The sequence below is a fragment of the Novosphingobium panipatense genome (assembly GCF_900182875.1).
Lineage (GTDB): Bacteria > Pseudomonadota > Alphaproteobacteria > Sphingomonadales > Sphingomonadaceae > Novosphingobium > Novosphingobium panipatense.
The window spans coordinates 604,150-620,391 of record NZ_FXUI01000001.1 but is presented as its reverse complement, the minus strand read 5'-3'; the positions used below and the strand labels follow the sequence as shown (position 1 = coordinate 620,391).

Annotated in this window: 16 protein-coding genes and 1 pseudogene; 8 read left to right on the top strand and 9 right to left on the bottom strand. The window is 58.2% G+C overall.

Features of this window, described 5'->3' with window-relative positions:
- Positions 1 to 381: 381 nt before the first annotated feature.
- Together QOL62_RS02890 and QOL62_RS02885 are read left to right on the top strand one after the other, a co-directional pair.
- A complete protein-coding gene (locus tag QOL62_RS02890; protein WP_283405104.1) occupies positions 382 to 2,022 on the top strand; it encodes an arylsulfatase in 1,641 nt (546 codons plus the stop codon).
- A gap of 134 nt (positions 2,023 to 2,156) precedes the next feature.
- A complete protein-coding gene (locus QOL62_RS02885; protein ID WP_283405103.1) occupies positions 2,157 to 3,023 on the top strand; it encodes an HAD family hydrolase in 867 nt (288 codons plus the stop codon).
- Positions 3,024 to 3,162: 139 nt separating this feature from the next.
- On the opposite strand, the gene QOL62_RS02880 is transcribed toward QOL62_RS02885, so the two are convergent.
- The 3 genes from QOL62_RS02880 to QOL62_RS02870 all read right to left on the bottom strand — a co-directional run bounded on the left by QOL62_RS02880 (position 3,163) and on the right by QOL62_RS02870 (position 5,824).
- Positions 3,163 to 3,642, bottom strand: a complete 480-nt coding sequence (locus tag QOL62_RS02880) for a DUF4136 domain-containing protein (protein ID WP_283405102.1) — start codon at positions 3,640 to 3,642, stop codon at positions 3,163 to 3,165.
- Between the two features lie 280 nt (positions 3,643 to 3,922).
- Positions 3,923 to 4,657 (bottom strand): sensor histidine kinase, encoded by a 735-nt coding sequence (locus QOL62_RS02875; RefSeq protein WP_283405101.1) that lies wholly within the window; start codon positions 4,655 to 4,657, stop codon positions 3,923 to 3,925.
- Between the two features lie 513 nt (positions 4,658 to 5,170).
- Positions 5,171 to 5,824, bottom strand: a complete 654-nt coding sequence (locus QOL62_RS02870) for an outer membrane protein (RefSeq protein WP_283405100.1) — start codon at positions 5,822 to 5,824, stop codon at positions 5,171 to 5,173.
- Between the two features lie 394 nt (positions 5,825 to 6,218).
- Here QOL62_RS02870 and QOL62_RS02865 point away from each other — a divergent pair, with 394 nt between their 5' ends.
- Together QOL62_RS02865 and QOL62_RS02860 are read left to right on the top strand one after the other, a co-directional pair.
- Positions 6,219 to 7,211, top strand: a complete 993-nt coding sequence (locus QOL62_RS02865) for a SphA family protein (protein ID WP_283405099.1) — start codon at positions 6,219 to 6,221, stop codon at positions 7,209 to 7,211.
- Positions 7,212 to 7,272: 61 nt separating this feature from the next.
- On the top strand, positions 7,273 to 8,448 hold the full coding sequence (locus QOL62_RS02860) for a BamA/TamA family outer membrane protein (RefSeq protein ID WP_283405098.1): 1,176 nt from the start codon (positions 7,273 to 7,275) through the stop codon (positions 8,446 to 8,448).
- Between the two features lie 160 nt (positions 8,449 to 8,608).
- Here QOL62_RS02860 and QOL62_RS02855 read toward each other — a convergent pair whose 3' ends face one another.
- A complete protein-coding gene (locus QOL62_RS02855; RefSeq protein ID WP_283405097.1) occupies positions 8,609 to 9,274 on the bottom strand; it encodes a DUF3313 domain-containing protein in 666 nt (221 codons plus the stop codon).
- A 238-nt stretch (positions 9,275 to 9,512) separates the two neighbouring features.
- Here QOL62_RS02855 and QOL62_RS02850 point away from each other — a divergent pair, with 238 nt between their 5' ends.
- The gene (locus QOL62_RS02850; RefSeq protein WP_283405096.1) at positions 9,513 to 10,388 is read left to right on the top strand and encodes a bile acid:sodium symporter family protein; all 876 of its coding nucleotides are present in this window, start codon (positions 9,513 to 9,515) and stop codon (positions 10,386 to 10,388) included.
- On the opposite strand, the gene QOL62_RS02845 is transcribed toward QOL62_RS02850, so the two are convergent.
- The 4 genes and pseudogenes from QOL62_RS02845 to QOL62_RS02830 all read right to left on the bottom strand — a co-directional run bounded on the left by QOL62_RS02845 (position 10,379) and on the right by QOL62_RS02830 (position 12,464).
- Positions 10,379 to 11,299: a formylglycine-generating enzyme family protein gene (locus tag QOL62_RS02845; RefSeq protein WP_283405118.1), complete on the bottom strand. Its 921-nt coding sequence runs from the start codon at positions 11,297 to 11,299 to the stop codon at positions 10,379 to 10,381. The two genes, QOL62_RS02850 and QOL62_RS02845, sit on opposite strands and share 10 nt — an antisense overlap.
- Before the next feature lie 38 nt (positions 11,300 to 11,337).
- Positions 11,338 to 11,511 carry a hypothetical protein gene (locus tag QOL62_RS02840; protein WP_283405119.1) on the bottom strand — a complete coding sequence of 58 codons (174 nt, stop codon included), beginning with the start codon at positions 11,509 to 11,511 and terminating at the stop codon, positions 11,338 to 11,340.
- Between the two features lie 3 nt (positions 11,512 to 11,514).
- Positions 11,515 to 11,706: pseudogene (locus QOL62_RS02835) on the bottom strand (DUF202 domain-containing protein); the annotation flags it as partial.
- A 284-nt stretch (positions 11,707 to 11,990) separates the two neighbouring features.
- A complete protein-coding gene (locus QOL62_RS02830; RefSeq protein ID WP_283405095.1) occupies positions 11,991 to 12,464 on the bottom strand; it encodes a DUF4136 domain-containing protein in 474 nt (157 codons plus the stop codon).
- Positions 12,465 to 12,867: 403 nt separating this feature from the next.
- Between QOL62_RS02830 and QOL62_RS02825 the strand changes: the two genes are divergently transcribed.
- Positions 12,868 to 13,710: a DUF2092 domain-containing protein gene (locus tag QOL62_RS02825; protein WP_283405094.1), complete on the top strand. Its 843-nt coding sequence runs from the start codon at positions 12,868 to 12,870 to the stop codon at positions 13,708 to 13,710.
- A gap of 929 nt (positions 13,711 to 14,639) precedes the next feature.
- On the opposite strand, the gene QOL62_RS02815 is transcribed toward QOL62_RS02825, so the two are convergent.
- Positions 14,640 to 15,002, bottom strand: coding sequence for a DUF1622 domain-containing protein (locus tag QOL62_RS02815; protein ID WP_283405093.1), 363 nt, complete (start codon positions 15,000 to 15,002; stop codon positions 14,640 to 14,642).
- Between the two features lie 222 nt (positions 15,003 to 15,224).
- On the opposite strand from QOL62_RS02815, the gene QOL62_RS19835 reads away from it, so the two are divergent.
- Together QOL62_RS19835 and QOL62_RS19830 are read left to right on the top strand one after the other, a co-directional pair.
- Positions 15,225 to 15,701, top strand: coding sequence for a response regulator (locus QOL62_RS19835; RefSeq protein ID WP_346770654.1), 477 nt, complete (start codon positions 15,225 to 15,227; stop codon positions 15,699 to 15,701).
- On the top strand, positions 15,691 to 15,948 hold the full coding sequence (locus QOL62_RS19830; protein WP_346770653.1) for a response regulator transcription factor: 258 nt from the start codon (positions 15,691 to 15,693) through the stop codon (positions 15,946 to 15,948). The genes QOL62_RS19835 and QOL62_RS19830 overlap by 11 nt, the downstream gene beginning before the upstream one ends.
- The last annotated feature ends 294 nt before the right edge of the window (positions 15,949 to 16,242 follow it).

Here is a 16,242-nt window from a genome sequence, read left to right as displayed (position 1 = left end):
GCATCACGCCCGACGCGCTTGTGCAGGCGAGCGTGCCGGAATACTCAACCGCAAGACTCTCGTTATGAGCGAGGGACCGCCGGGGGGCAGGTCACTTCGGTGATCACGCCGCAACCGGCGTAAAACCTTGCCCCGCCGCCGCCCCGCGTGCGGCCTGCTCGCCTTCGCGCTTCAACGCCAGCCCGACACTCAGATCCGGTAAATGAGGATGTCCCCAACAGGCGGATGTCAGGCATGACTATGTAGCTCCAGGTGCTCGCCCCAAAGCCCTCTCGCCAAGTGGGCAAAATCATTTCAGCTTGACGGGGTTTCTCCCGATTAGCCTGCCGGTCCAACTGTGCTGATTTGTCTGCGTGACCTCAACACTGGACGGAGAGTATCATGCCCCTTAAGCAACCCAACATCCTCGTCATGTGGGGTGATGATATTGGAATAACAAACTTAAGTGCGTATTCCCATGGCTTGATGGGCTATGCGACACCCAATATCGACCGGCTCGCCATCGAAGGCCTGCAGTTCTTCCATTACTATGGCGAGCAATCCTGCACCGCCGGGCGATCGGCTTTTCTGACGGGACAACATATCGTTCGCAGCGGCCTGAGCAAGGTCGGTTTTCCCGGCGCACCCATGGGCATGAGCCAGTTGGACCCATCGATCGGAGGGCTGCTGAAGAACCTCGGCTACGCGACGGGCCAGTTCGGGAAAAACCACGTTGGCGATCGCAATGAATCGTTGCCCACCGTCAATGGTTTCGACGAATTCTTCGGCAATCTTTATCACCTCAACGCCGAGGAAGAGCCAGAACTGCCAGACTACCCGAAGGATCCGACATACGTCAAAAAGTTCGGTCCGCGCGGCGTCCTGCGCTGCAAGGCAACCGACGTCGATGACCCAACCGAGGATCCGCGTTTCGGAAAGATCGGCAAGCAGACCATCGAGGATACCGGCGCGTTGACCAAGAAGCGCATGGAAACGATCGACGACGAGACATCAGCGGCCGCAATTGACTTTATGAAGCGCCAGAATGAGGCGGGTAAGCCGTTCTTCTGCTGGTTCAACGCGACACGCATGCATTTACGCACCCACGTGCGCGAAGAGCATAGGGGGCGCTACGAACATGGCGACAGCGAATACATCGATGGGATGATTGAACACGACGAGACCATCGGTTCGCTGCTCAATGCGCTGGATGAGATGGGTATCACAAACGACACTATCGTGGTCTATAGCACCGACAACGGGCCGCACATGAACACTTGGCCCGACGCGGCCATGACGTGGTTCCGTTCCGAGAAGAATACGAACTGGGAGGGCGCCTTCCGCGTGCCCATGCTCGTCCGCTGGCCGGGTGTGATCGAGGCTGGAACCAAGACCAACGAAATGATGAGTCACCACGACTGGATCCCCACTTTCTGCGCGATCGCAGGTGAACCAGACATAGTCGGCAAGCTGAAAGAGGGCTACACGGCGAATGGCCTGGAATACAAAGTTCACCTCGACGGATACGACCAATCCGATTTCTTGCGCAGCGTAAAGGGGTCAACTACTGTCAACAACCAGGTGAAGAGCGCGCGCGACAAGTTCTTCTATGCCGACGATGACGGCTTACTCGTCGCGATGCGGCACGGCGATTACAAGTATGTTTTTTCCGAACAGCGTATGGAAGGTACTCTGGGCCTTTGGGCCGAACCCTTCACCACGCTGCGCTTGCAGAAGATCTACAACCTTTACCAGGACCCCTTCGAACGCGCCGATATCACTTCGAACACGTATTGGGACTGGAACCTGAATCACGTCGGGGCCGCCTATGGCATGATGGCGGAGGTCTTCGAATTCGTGGGGACTTTCAAGAAATTCCCGCCGCGTTCCTTCCCGCCCAGCTTCAATCCCGCCAATATCCTTGAAGCGACGCTGCACGGGATCAAAGCTGTCCGAACGCTCAAGCAGAACATCGATCCCGAGCGGATTCGCGGGGATATAAGGCAAATCGTCGACGAGGCCATGCAGCACAGGGACCAGTGAACCTGACCCATTTCCCGGCCGTCGACCCGGCCGGGAAATGGAGGTCACCGTCTTCGGAGGATCGTATGCCGTCACTACTTCCCAATTGGAACGATGGGGCTGGGAGGACGGCGATCCTCCGGTTCGTTGCTCGCGTGAACGAGGCGGGAAGCCCTGACTTTCTCCCGCCAGAGGAAAGAATCGCGACTTTCGACAACGACGGCACACTTTGGTGCGAACAGCCTTTGCAGGTCCAGTTTTTCTTCGGACGGGACCAATTGAAAAAGCTGGCGGACGCAGATCCAAGCCTGAAACTGCGCCAGCCCTACAAGGCTTTCCTCGAACATGACATTGCGATTATCAAGCAGGAAGGGAAACAGGGCTTTTTCGAAGTGGCTGCAGCCACGCACGCGGGCATGACGAATGATGAATTTCATCTGCAGGCCTGCGCGTGGTTGGCCGGGGCGAAAAACCCGCTGGTAAATCGCCGGTTTATCGATCTGGTTTATCGGCCACAGCTGGAACTGATGGAATTTTTGCAGAAGAATGACTTTCGCATCTTCATCGTTTCGGGCGGAGGGGTCGATCTAATCCGCGCATTCTCAGAAGAGGTCTATGCTGTTCCTCGTTCGCAGGTCGTCGGCTCGAGCGTCAAAACGCGAATGGAAACCCGAGACGGGAAAGTCGACCTGCTCAAACTTCCGGAATTGCAAAGTTTCGATGACCGGGAAGCAAAGGTCCAGAACATCGCGCTTCATATCGGACGGCGTCCCGTTCTCGCGTTCGGGAACTCCGATGGCGATCTTGCCATGCTTCAATATGCCTTGTCCGGGGACGGTCCGCGATTGGGGCTCCTCCTGCATCACGACGATGCGGAGCGAGAGTTCGCCTACGACCGGGAGTTCGCCGTAAGCCCGCTGGCGGAGGCCCTCGACCGCCGAGATGATTTGGGAATTACGCTGATCAGTATGAAGAACGACTGGCGATCGATTTTCCCCGATGAAGGTAGCACTTTCCCCTGACAGACCTGGTAGTCGACGCCACCGGCGAACGCGCGTTGGCTTCGGCCGGACGGCGTGTGAGATAAGGTAAACAGCAGCGCCGCGCCTCGTCACTCGAAGCGCGGAGCCACTTCAGGTTTGCCTGACCTCCCTACCCAGCCTATCTTGAGGGAAACTCGGCCATCAGCTTACCTACCTCTTTTTCGGCTTTGACCGGGTTAAGCTTAGACCCGACATTGTCGATTGCCCTGCCGTGCCAGAGAGGCCGCGCCGTTTTTGCGTCAAACGCATCCACCGAGAGCGAGCCTTCGGTATATTGTCGCACATCCACCTGACGGCCAAAAGCTCCCCACGTGTCGATGTCGGTTTTGTCCTTCGCACCGATAGTGATGATGATGGCCATATCTCCGCCTGAGGCGTTCGTGTATCCTTTGCTCGTCAAACCTCGTTCGATCGCCATTCTGATCCGCTCGAACGCCACGGGGTCCATTCCCGTCGGTGGTCGTGAGTTGACGAAGTAGAAGGTCTTGTAGCTCTGGAAATTGACGCCAGGCGTTGTGTCCGACGAAACCTTCGCCAAAGCAGCGGAAGGCGTCATGATCGCGATTGCCAAAGCAGCTATGAACGCTTTTCGAATCATACTGAGCTCCTGCCTCTTTTTAGAGTATCCGGAGAGCGTATCGGTACAAAATCAGATTGGTATCGATGATAAGACCGAGACAAGAAGAGGGAAACCCCGACGTTCAAAACTGATGTGCAGAGGCAATACGCGACAACGTGTTGAGCGCTCCTGGCGAAGCTCAGGACCCGTTGATCGGCCTGCGATATGATTCAGGCTCCGCGAGGACAGCGTGAGTGCCTGTATAGCTTACGGACGAGCAGATGCCGCAGCGCCTCCGGAAACCCGTCCTGGTCTGCAACTACCGGGCCGGTTCCACACCGCGCACGATCGCGGTAAGTACAGTTCCCTGAGCTTTCTGGCGAACAGAAAATCGACCCGGAAGGCCTTCCAGCCGCCCCCTTATCCCGGCCAGACTAACGCCATTATCCAGTCGTCCTTGTTCGGGAGCGCATGGCAGCACCCCACATCTCTTCTCTCGCACGCGCAAAATGGTCCAGTGGCGACGGGACGTCAAACGCAGGTCTGCGCAATGTGCCCTGCTGCGCTTGAAGATATCCATCAGCGCTGCCTGCGCGACGCGGAAAATCGTGAGTTCCGCCCCCCCGAATGAAGTTCCCGCATAGCCATCACTTACAAAGCTGATGTCTATTCCGGTGCGCGCGGCCATTCCTGTCGCGAGGGCATTAAGAGCAAGCGGAAGGCCAAGCCTTTCCGGTTCCGGAGGATGTAGAAGGTAACTGAAAGAGCGAACCTGCTTTTGAAGTGTGGCCACAACCACCATCGCACTCTCATGCGCAGTCTGCTTGGCCAGGCCTTCGCCTTCGCGCATCGCCTTTAGATCGATTTCAAGCATGAGCAGGAAGTGGGCGATGACCTCTTGCAGATCACGGGCTATCTGCCGCTGCTCATCGTCACGTGCACGAAGCAATTCAAGCCGTAATTTCTCTGGCCAGTGCGTATGGGAAGAAAATAGACTTACCCAGACATCGGACAGCAAGTGCTCTGAAAATGGTGAAAAGTTCTCCAGTGACATGAGAATACATCTCCCCTTGCACTTTGCGGCAAACGGGTGAAAACCTCATCTATATCGATCATAGATGTTGATCCTGTACATCAACACCCCTCAGTGCGATCAAAGCTGGTTCCGCTGGTAAAAAGCATCCACAGCACAGGCAGCGTGGTGGGAAGAAAGCGATGCTACCTGGAAAAACGGTCGTGTCGTTCCCGTGGGAAGGACAAGGCGATCTCGTCTGGGATCCTGAAACTTCGCTTGCCGTGAAGGTCGCGAAACAGGTTGAGATGCCTTGTACTCCACGATTCAGATATGCGACGGCGGCCATGCGGCAAGCGCCGGAGACGCGTGCGATCAATCCGCAAGACACAAGTCAATGAGGATGCAGCGGCCCTTCAAGCCGCATTTCTGTTTACCGGATATGCAAGCTATCACGACCAGCGCCGATCAATTCACAGCCGTTGATCGCTGAGCCAGTAACGCCGGAACAAAAACGAAATCGTATATTCCATAATGAAGTGCTAACACTTCAACTCAGAAGCGATAGCCGATACCGACAATCACCTGACTTCGATCGACATCGACATCGAACCCGTTAACTGCAGCGAGTGCAGGTTCAGGAAGTTCGTAGTCGTTTACATCGCCGTAGTGCGTGTAGCGATATTCACCTCTGGCGTAGAAGTTTCCGGAGAAGCGATACTCCAAGCCGGCTCCGACGCGAAAACCGTCGGAGGTGACCTTGTCCTTGATCCTGGAACTGCCGGGCATGTTCGCGTCGTATTGGTTCTTCACCTTGAAGTTGCTATAACCGATCTTTCCGTACAGGAGCAGCTGGGGCATAACAACGTAGCCGGCGCGGGCGCCGATGAAGATGTCCCTGACCGCTTCGACCTTCAGATGGTCAGCAGGGTTTGCGATCCCGTCCCAACTCGCCGAGCCACTCGAACTGGTCAGCTCGGATTCAATACCGACGACAAAGTTTTCTCTTTGAAAATCATATCCGAAACCGCCGCCGAACACGGCACCGTCCTTGGATGTCGACGGGCCGTTCCCCGCGCTGAAGTTATCCCAGCCTACAATGGCCCTTACGTGCGGCCCTTGAAAATTTGCTTCCTCTTGCGCGAATGCCGGAGTGGCTAAAACACAGAAGGCGATGCCGGTCAGTGCCAAGATCGATTTCTTTCTCACCTTTGGATCTCCTCAGGTCAGGGCGATTCTTGCCCGAAATCTGTTTGGCATTGTGCCCACCTACAGATAATCGGGTAAAACCCTGATGTTCCAGTGAGGGGGTGACTGGCCCGCTCCTTGCTTCGTCTTCGCAAGGATCGCCGCCGAATACTTTGGCGCGTTACGGTCTCTGTTGCAGTTTCAACCAACTTGAGCGGATGTTATGTCGGCCGATTGACCGCATCGTGCCCGAAGGTCGTCCGGTAGTCGTCGACGCGGTAGGCCACTGAGTGGAATTGATCAGCTTGGTGCCGCCCCGGGGAGAGAGAAGACTTGGACCGGGGGTTTTCCCCGATTCACCCCTCCGAACGTCTTGCTCATTCTTTGCTTCGAATTTCGCTTCGGAGTAGTAGTCATGATCGGTCGCGGCCCCAACATCGCTCGGCTTCTCGCGCCGCTTGCGGCCTGCGGGCTCATACCATTCGCTCAGTTCGCCAATGCGTCCGAAGCTGGTACCAGTGTCTACCTCTTGGGAACTGGCGGCCCGGAAGCGGCTGTCCTGCCCCCGGTCGAAGGTGTCTACTTGGACAACACCTATTACTATTATTCGGGAGACATATCGGCAGAACGCAGCCTCGTCGTGGGCGGCAAGGTCGTTCTGGGCCTAGAAGCGGACATCGTAGCGCAATTCACCACCGTGCTTTGGGTCCCATCAACGCAGGTCCTGGGTGGAACTCTGGCTGTGGGAGGTGTGCTGCCCTTGGCAGCGCCTATGGTCAACGCCTCGGCAAACTTAAGTGCCCCCGGAGGGCCGGGCGCATCGGCTTCCCGCCGCGACAGCACCCTCACGCTTGGTGATCCGCTCGCAACGGCGTCCCTGGGGTGGACTTGGGACAAGTTCCATCTCACAGCAAGCGGTCTGCTCAATATCCCGGTCGGCCACTACCGTGAAGATCAATTGGCCAATATCGCGTTCCACCGTTGGGCCGGGGATGTTTCCCTGGCCGGCAGTTGGCACGATACCGAGGCCGGCTGGGACGTAAGCGCGAAGGCCGGGGTAACCTTCAACGGCAACAACGACTACACCGATTACAACACCGGCAACGAATTCCATGCCGAAGCGGCGGTAGAAAAGACGTTCTCGCCGAAATTTTCCGCAGGTGTGCTGGGCTACTACTTCAACCAGATCAGCGCCGACACGGGTGCGGGCGCCTTGCTGGGGCCCAATGAAGGCGAGGTGGCAGCCCTCGGCGTGACAGCGGCCTACAACGTGACAATGGGACGCAGCCCCGCGACCTTCAGGCTGAAGGTCCTCAAGGAATTCAATGCAACGCGGAGACTTGAGGGGACGTCGGCCATGGTCAGCTTATCGCTGCCCCTCAAGATGAAGCTGCCCAGGCAGGAGTGAGGTCTTACCCTCGCCTAAGTCACCTTCCCGCTGGCTGAGCATCCGTCCAAGGAAACTCGTTATGTCCAGGACCCGCGTTTCGTGCGCGATTGCAGCGCTTCCGCTACTTGCCGCAGGTTTTCCCACTGCAGCTTCAGCCCAGAACCAGGTGGCCGAAATGGCGACCAGTTCCATAGCCGCCACGACCGCCGCAGCGAGCAACACTGGCGAGGAAAACGATCCGGAAAAGCCAAGGACGATGAAGCCCGATCTCCTCGTGGTGCCCATCCCGATGACGAATCCCACGCTCGGCGCAGGCCTGATGGGTGCAGCGGTCCTCTTCTACAACCCCAACAACTCGGATCAGCCCTGGGTGACGGGAGCGGGCGCGATGTATACGTCGAACAAGAGCTGGGGCGGCGCGGCGTTTCACAGCATGTCGCTGGACGACGACCGATTTCATGCCCTTTTGTTTGGCGGCTACGCCAACATCAATATCAATTTCTATGGCATCGGCGCAGCCGCGGGGGACCGCGATGTCTCCGTCGAGATGGTAGATAAAGGCATCATGGCCCTTGCACAGGGGCAGTATCGGATCGCCGAAAACTTCTACGTCGGCGCACGCTATCAGATGCTGGACGTGGATTCCCGGATCAAGCGGGAGAAGCCGCTTTTCCCGGATCTCAATCTGCCCGACTTTGAGCTGAAAAGCCGGATCTCCGGTGTTGGTCCCTCGATCACCTACGACAGCCGCGACAATCAGTTCGCACCGCGCAAGGGAGCGAACCTCACGCTCGTAGGCATCTTCAACATCAAGGACCTGGGCAGCGACTTCACATACAACAAGTGGAGCGCCACCGCGAACGGCTACTTTCCCGTGACACGGACCGGGACACTCGCCCTCCATGCCGGTCTTTGCGCCGTATCCAAAGGAGGTCCCTTCTACGACCTCTGCATGTACGGCCAGGGCGGAGACCTGCGCGGGTATGAAATGGGCCGCTATCGCGACCGGGCGTCGTGGGCTTCGCAGATTGAATGGCGCCAGAAGCTTGATGAGAAATTCGGCGCGGTCTTCTTCGCGGGTGTCGGCGGTATCGCTGATGGAATAGATCGCCTGGGTAACAGCACGGTCCTCCCGAGCGCCGGCATGGGGCTGCGCTTCCGGGCGTCCGAGCAGACAGGGATAAACCTGCGCCTGGACTTCGCAATCGGCAAGGATTCCAATGCCATCTACTTCGGTGTGGGCGAAGTCTTCTAGACGCGAGAGGCTGACCGCCTCCCGATCGCTGCGCGTTATGGGGCTTGCCACGAGCCAACTGTCGTAAACTTCGGCGGGACACGGCGCCCCGCCGAAGTTGCATCGGACTCGGTGTTCACCGATGCGCCGTAGCCGCGCTCCCGATGACCTCCTCAGGTACTCAGGGTTTGCGGGATTTCGCTTCTAGCAGCCGATTGTGGAGTGAAATGGCGAAGGCCGAGGCGATCGATTTAACCGTTTCCGTCGTTGATATCGTCGCGCTTATGTCAAGCGCGTCCGCCACCTCACGTCGAACGGCGGCAGCCAGCAGTTCATTGGTGGTAGAATCGAATATTTCTACCGCAATCAACGCCGAACCGGTGAATGTTCCTTTTTTTCCCGCCGCGCTCTTGACCGCATTTGTCAGCAGACCGATCGGCAGGACAGACGACACCGTCGCTAGCCCACCCGTCGTTTTCGACGCACCTATCAGGGTCAGCTTCAAACGGATCGCATTCGCGGCCGGCCGGGTAATCAGCTGGAAGGACTTGCCCATCTGTTCCTGAAGGGCCTCGGTCATGATCACAGCATACTTTTCGCGATCTGCTTCCGACACGTCATGGAATTGTGCATCCGCACCGCGATAGACTGCGGTCGGTTCGATCTGCATCGCCGTAACACCAGCCAGATTCAAGCCTGGCTTGATGTAAGTCCAAGACTCCTTCTTGTCGTGCTTCAGTTCCGGGGCCGAGGACAGCGCTTCCGGCGCATTGTCATTCGTCTGAGCCAGAGCCGGCGTACTTGCGAGCAGGCCAGCCAACCCGATTCCGGTCACGATACGGTTCATACAGCCTCCTATGACGGTTCCAGGCAGCAAGCCCATTCTTGGTAAGGTCTCGCTTCCGATTGCCGTGCGCCATCGGGGTTGTCCCGCATTACGCCTTGGATATCTCCGTGGCTCACGCACGATCCAGCTTCCGCTATGACTTAACTGGATGGAATCTATGCAGTGAATGCGGGGTATTCCCGATCAAATCCAACGTAGGAAAGCCCGATGATCGCGGTGGTAGAACGAGGAGCCATCCATGGAAATCGCCAAAACCATCATCCCCCTCTTGCTGACAGTAAGCCTTGGGCTTCTGGTCATTGCGGCTGGTATTGCCTCTTCGCGAGGCGATTTCGCCTATGTTATCAGTCGCCCCCGACTGCTTGCCAAAGCACTCGTCGCGGTGATGATCGTGCCGACGATCGTCGCTCTGGTAGTCATCTTGATCTTTCCGATGTCACACTCCGCCAAGGCAGGTATTTTCCTGATGGCAATTTCCCCCGTGCCTCCCCTCATGCCGGGCAGAGCGCTGAAGTTCGGGGGATCCGCAGGCTACGTCTACGGACTTCAGGGCGCTGGAGCGGTACTTGCGCTCGTGATGGTTCCCCTGCTGGGCCTGGTGGGTGCGTCCATATACGGGGTAGATGCTCACTTTCCCGTAAGTGTCGTTGCACGTAACATCTTTATTGGCCTCGTCGTGCCGCTTGCGATCGGTTTGATTGTCGGTCGTTGGGTGTTTCCCGGCGTTTCACCGTCCGTTCCGCGCACCATCACTTTGATCGCCAACGTGCTTCTTGTGCTTGCTTTCATCCCATTGCTCGTCGCAGAGACTCCAGCGATAATGGCGCTTATCGGCAACGGGACCGTCGTTGCCATGGCGGCAGTCGTCGTGGCCGGCCTGCTTGGGGGACATATTCTCGGCGGCCCCGAACTGAGGGATCGGTCAACCCTCGCATTCACCGCTGCGATCCGTCATCCCGGCATAGCCCTGGCGCTGGCCGGTGCAAACCATGCGGCAAAACCAGTCACCGCAGCGGTATTGCTTTTCCTGCTGGTGGGACTGCTCGTGCTCGTGCCTTATCAGATGTTTCTGAACAGGCGCCTTAAGCGGCTCTCCGTCGGTACTCAGGGGTGATCGCCCCGCACCACGCAGCGGAATCCGATATGGGAAGTGGACGTATCGACCGGATGCGCGTGGCGCGCCGCCGGTCGATAACGCCGGCAGTAATTCGGCGCACACAAGTGCGACCCGCCTTTCAGGACGCGTCGCGGTATTCCTGCAGGGTCATTGCGATCGATGCTTGCTCTTTCATTCTTGCGAACGCCGGGCCGGGTTCCGCAGCATTTCCCTGCCAGCCCGGTGTCCCCGGCCGTTGCCCACCAGTCGGCGGTCCATTCCCAGACGTTGCCGATCATGTCATGGAGGCCAAAGCCGTTGGCCGGGTAATGACCGACGGGCGAAGTGCGAAGCCAGCCATCTTCCAGCGAGTTCGCGTAGGGAAACAACCCCTGCCAGGTGTTCGCCTGATGAATGCCGTCCGGAACAAGAGTGTCTCCCCAGGCGAATTCCGTTCCTTCCAGACCGCCGCGAGCTGCAAACTCCCATTCCGCTTCTGTGGGTAGCGCCGCATTCGCCCAGTCCGAGTAAGCTTCGACGTCGGCCAGGGCCACATGGACTACCGGATGGTCGCCGAGATGTTCGATGCCGCTCTCGGGCCCTTCGGGATGTCTCCAGTCGGCACCGGGCCGGAAGCACCACCACTGGGCGACTGATCCATTCGGATCGATGGCGCGCCTGGGCGCTTCAAACACCAACGATGCCGGAACGAGGGTTTGCGACAAGGCGCCAGGGTAAGCTGCCGGATCAGGGGCGATTTCGGCGACGGTCGTGTAACCCGTCTCCTCGACAAACTTTGCAAAATCATCATTCGTCACCGGGTAGCGGTCGATCCAGAAACCCTTCACCTCGACAGGGCGTTCCGGCCGCTCCTCGGGATAGTGGTTGTTCGAACCCATGGTGAATGACCCGCCGGGTATCCACACCATCGAGCGTTTTGCAGCCGTCAGGCTCTTCTGTGTCATCTTCAGCGCACCACCGAGAGATCGAAAGCGATGCCGGCGAAAGCCGCTACGCCCAGCAGGGTCAGGAGAGCGGCCACTATAAGCGGCATGGAGATCGGGAACCGGGTTTCGCCATGGACGAGCCCATCTTCCATCATGGCGTGGCGAGTAGCCCGCAGTTCAGATGCGAACTGCAAGTGCCTAAAAATGCCTCCTATGAGGAGGAGCACGCCCAATACGATCAAGACCATTCCGAAGTTTCGTGGGGCGCTGCTTTGATGAATTACATCCGCCTCATGAAGCTTTTCAAAGGCCTGGTAGATAGTGAATCCGAACCCGATCAGGGACAGCGAGGTCCGCATCTCCGACATCAGCGTACGGTCCGCGCTCATCCGCGTCCGGTGAAAGGACATGCCGGTTCGCCGCATCGACATTTCGGTCCTGTGATCAGACAGTTCGGTCCGATGTTGAGACAGATCGGTCCGGAACTCCGAAAGATCGGTGCGGTGTTCGGAAAGCCCTGTGCGGAGATGCGACAGCCGGCTGCGGTAGCGCGACAGTTCGACCGCAGGGTCGTCGGCCTCATGGGGCCCTTGAGAAGGAACTTCGGGCAGCTGAGGCAACGTGGCTCGATCCGGTCGCTGTCCCTTTGCAGCGCCTTCAGGGCGGTCGGTCGTCATTTCACAGGCGCTGGCGAAGGAGGAAAATGAGCCAGGACCGCGCTGACTGCGGCGTCAATCTTTTCCTGCTTGACGATATCCCCGGAAACCTCCTGGGTGGTCATTCCGTGCCACACAGGCCGTTTGCTCGCGGTGTCGTAGATATCTATTACAAGGGATCCGTCGGTGACGTTGCGAACGTCAATCTGGCCGTAGCCGCCCCACCCACCCCATCCACCCCACGGCCGGTAATAGGGTCCGTATGTACCCAGTTGGGTCAGCGTCACGCGATTGCGTGCCCCGAGCGTAAAGCCGACCGCAAAGTTTCCCGGTCTCGCTTGGGTATAGCCTCGCGACGCGAGATATCGATCAATCGACGCCCTGACCCGCTGTCGCAATAAAGGGTTGCTGCCTTGCGGCGCAGCATCATAGGCCCAGCTGTAAGTACGGTAGCGACTGAAATCTGCCTGCGGGTCTGCATCGAAACTCACCTTTGGAGTCGTTGTGCAAGCCGTCAGTAGCGCCAAGCAAGACATTGAAGCGGCGCGTAAGATCATCGGATTGCCTCCTGTTGCAAAACACCGCGACTATCCTCTCGCGCGAAGAGCCCATCTATTGGGATTCTCCCTAGGTGAACGCGATGCCGGTCCTGAGTTGCAGAGGCACTCCTGGCGGCAGTCACGAGCCGAAGGATCCAGCTTAGCTTGACAGTCAGGCTTCAGGCATTTCGCACAATGCCACGGTGGAACGGGCAAATCAGAGACCCTGCTCGCGGCAGCCGCTTGCGATGACGTTTTGAAGCACAGCAACATTCGCGGGGCCTGTGTCAAGATCATGGCAAATCCCCTTTGGCCAAAGGGTTTCTCCTGATTTCGCCTGCGCAGCCGGAGCCTGATGTTCATCGCGGTAAACACCAGGAGGCACACCATGAATGTGCGAACGTCTCGACTGCTCTCAACCGCGGGCGCTGCGGTCATGATGGCACTTTGCGCGCAAACCCCGTCTGCTCTGGCTCAGGAATCTACATCCAGGACTGCGGCTCCGCCGAGCGGAACGACTGTCAAGGGAACGGTCGATCCCTTGGCGCTGGAGGCCCTGAAATCCATGGGCAATTATCTAAACACGCTCCAAAATTTCGAACTCCACGCGACCGCCTCAGCTCAGACCGGGTTGGGAGACATGGATCTGCAGGTCCACATCGGCTATGAAAGCACCTATCGCGTCCAGCGCCCGAACAAGTTTTATGTAGAACTCAAGTCTGATCGAACTATCCGTCAGTATTTCTATGACGGTAAAACTTTCACGATCAACGTCCCGCGTCAAAACTACCATTCTACCGTCGCTGCGCCGTCAACGATCGCACAAATGATCCGGGTAGCTGACGTCGATTACGGAATATCGCTCCCGTTGATCGACCTTTTCACTTGGGCAGAAGATCCTGGTCTTGACGGTATAGAGACAGTGATCCGGGTCGGCTTTGCAAAGATCAATGGACGCGAGACCGACCATTTCGCCTACCGCGGCCCAGACCTCGACTGGCAGTTGTGGATTGCGCGCGGAGAAGTGCCCGTCCCGCTGAAGATCGTCATCACGGACCGTACCGACACTTTGCGGCCGTCCTATCAAGCCGAACTGACCTGGAACACCTCGCCCCAACTCACGGCCCGCGACTTCGCCTTCACGCCAGATGCTCAGTCGACACCGATCAAGATAGCCAAGAACACCGAGGAGAAGTGATATGAAGGGTTTTGGCGCCTGGGGCGTTCTAGGCGGAGCCACTGCGATGATCGTGGCTGGCACGATCGCGGCACCAGCCGAAGCGCAGCACCGGTTCGGAGGCGGTTTACACCTTGGTGGCGCCGGTGGCTTGCGCGCTCACGCACCGGTGAACATCCGCCCCCTGGGCGGCGGCGGTGCCGGAGTACACACGCGAACGATCAACGCCGGACCACCTCGAGCCGGAGGCGGACCTCATCCGGGTCCAGGACCGTCCCCCCACCCCGGCCCCGCACCAGCGCCCCATCCAGGCCCTGGTCCATCTCCGCATCCTGGACCAGGGCCAGCCCCGCATCCCGGTCCGGGGCCAGCCCCTCACCCCGGTCCAGGACCTGGGCCCCGCCCGGGACCCCCACCGCCCCCTCCACCGCCCCCTCCACCGCCCGGCTATGCCTGGGGTTGGGGCTGGGATGATGATCCATTCTGGGATGCCGCCGCAATCGGCGTCGTCGCTGGTACCACCGCTTCCGTTGTTGCGAGCGCGACAAATCCGACAACCGTCTATGTAGACGGCACAGCAGTCGGAACCGTGGTCTACAGCCTCCCGGCGAGCTGCCCCAAAGTCATTCGGGGGTCGGTCACCTACTACAGTTGCAACAATGTATGGTATCTTCCGCAGTATCAGTCTTCAGGCGTGACCTATGTGATAGTTAATCCGCCGCGATAAACTTATCACTCCACCCCGTCTCCGTCGCCGGAGCGTTCCTTTCCAATGGAACGCCCCGGCGACGACAGGTTCGAACCCTGTGGGATACAGGTTCTCGTGCCTGCACTGCGATGCGGCGACATCGCCATCATGAATAGTCTCTCGAGCGACAAACGGGCGACAGTGGAGAGGATCGAATTGGCCGGCGCACTCCTGCGCTTCCTCTCGCCATACAGCCTGCCGCCTAGCTTTCCGGTCCCCCGCTATCGCGGCTTGGTGCACCGATCTCCTCGATATCGCGCTCAAGGAAAAATCCAAGACCGGTGCGGATGGCGGCAATAGCTCCAAGCTTGCCAATGTCATCCCATGTCGGCGCAATTGCCGTTCGGATGATATCGGCGCCAAGCGCAAACTCGAGCGAGAGGAGAATCCAGGAGGCGAAACGCATCCAGATTTCTCGGCGAGACCGCGTGCATGCCTTTCCGCGAGCGAAGCGGACAATCACTCGAACGCAGGTTTCGCCTCCTCCGATGAGTACCGTGAGCACGACGATCCCCTCCAGCGCAAGCGCGGAGAAGGCAGCGAAACTTTCCAGCCAATCTTCCATGCTTCATCTTGGCAGGAACAGTGCCCTTTTCGCATCAGTACAGACACCGATATTCAGATAGGAAGTAAGGTATTTGCAGAGGGAACCCGATATGCCAACTTCTTCACTAAAACGGATAGAATCACCTCCCTCACAAGAATGTGGCCGACGCGCAAACACTACGACCAATGCGCTCGGTAAAGCTGCCTCAATGCACCGTGGAATGGGGAAAATCCTGATTGAATGAAGCAGAACTACCGCGATGATGCGTGTCTACGGACCCCGAAGATCTTATCAAGAAGAGCTGAAATGGATCGCACGCCGCCATTGAAAAGCAAGATACTGATAGCTGACGATCATCACGCGATACGCCAGGGCGTGCGAGGCTTGCTGGAAGCGCACCCGGGCTACGATATTGTGGCAGAGGCCAGTGACGGCCGCGCGGCCTTGCGACTTGCGCTTGAAAACAAGCCGGACATCGCAATACTCGATTACTCGTTGCCGCTGATGAATGGTCTTGAGCTTACGCGGTCAATTAAGCACGAACTGCCTCGGACAGAAATATTGATTTACACGATGCATGATCGCGAAAGCGTCCTAGTCGATGTGCTCCGGGCAGGCGCGCGTGGCTACGTCTTGAAGTCAGACAGCGGAGCTCACCTCGTTGCGGCTGCCTCTGCCCTTGCCAAGCATAAACCTTACTTTTCAGGTGCGATTTGAGACGCTGCTCGAGCATTTCATCGACAGCGACCATAGCGCAGACGGACGGATCGTTCTGACGGCAAGGGAGCGCGAAATCGTCCAACTCATCGCCGAGGGTAAACTCAACAAACAGATTGCACATCTGCTTTCCATCAGCGTGAAGACCGTGGAAACGCACCGCTCCGCAGCCATGCACAAGCTCAAGATCAAGTCCACTGCCGAGCTTGTACTCTATGCAGTGCGAAACAATATCGTGGAGCCCTGAAAGTCCGTTCCAGAAAGCGTCAGGCGTGCTGTCGGCTCGACTGTGAATGGCCGTTCGGTTGGTCGAAGGTGGAAGAAGCACCGCCTCGCGCCGGTTCCGGTTGGGGCAATTGCTGCCTCGCCAATCGCGTTTCGGGATCAGGGTAGGTGGAAAAAAGCCGCGGCGACCGGGGCGGGGCCGCCGCGACCACTGCCGTTGACAGGGGGTTGGCACATGGCTGACCCTTCGGCAGCGGCACGCTTTTGCTCGAATAGCCTTGCGCTTCCAATCCGGATTTCTTCCTGCGGAAATCGC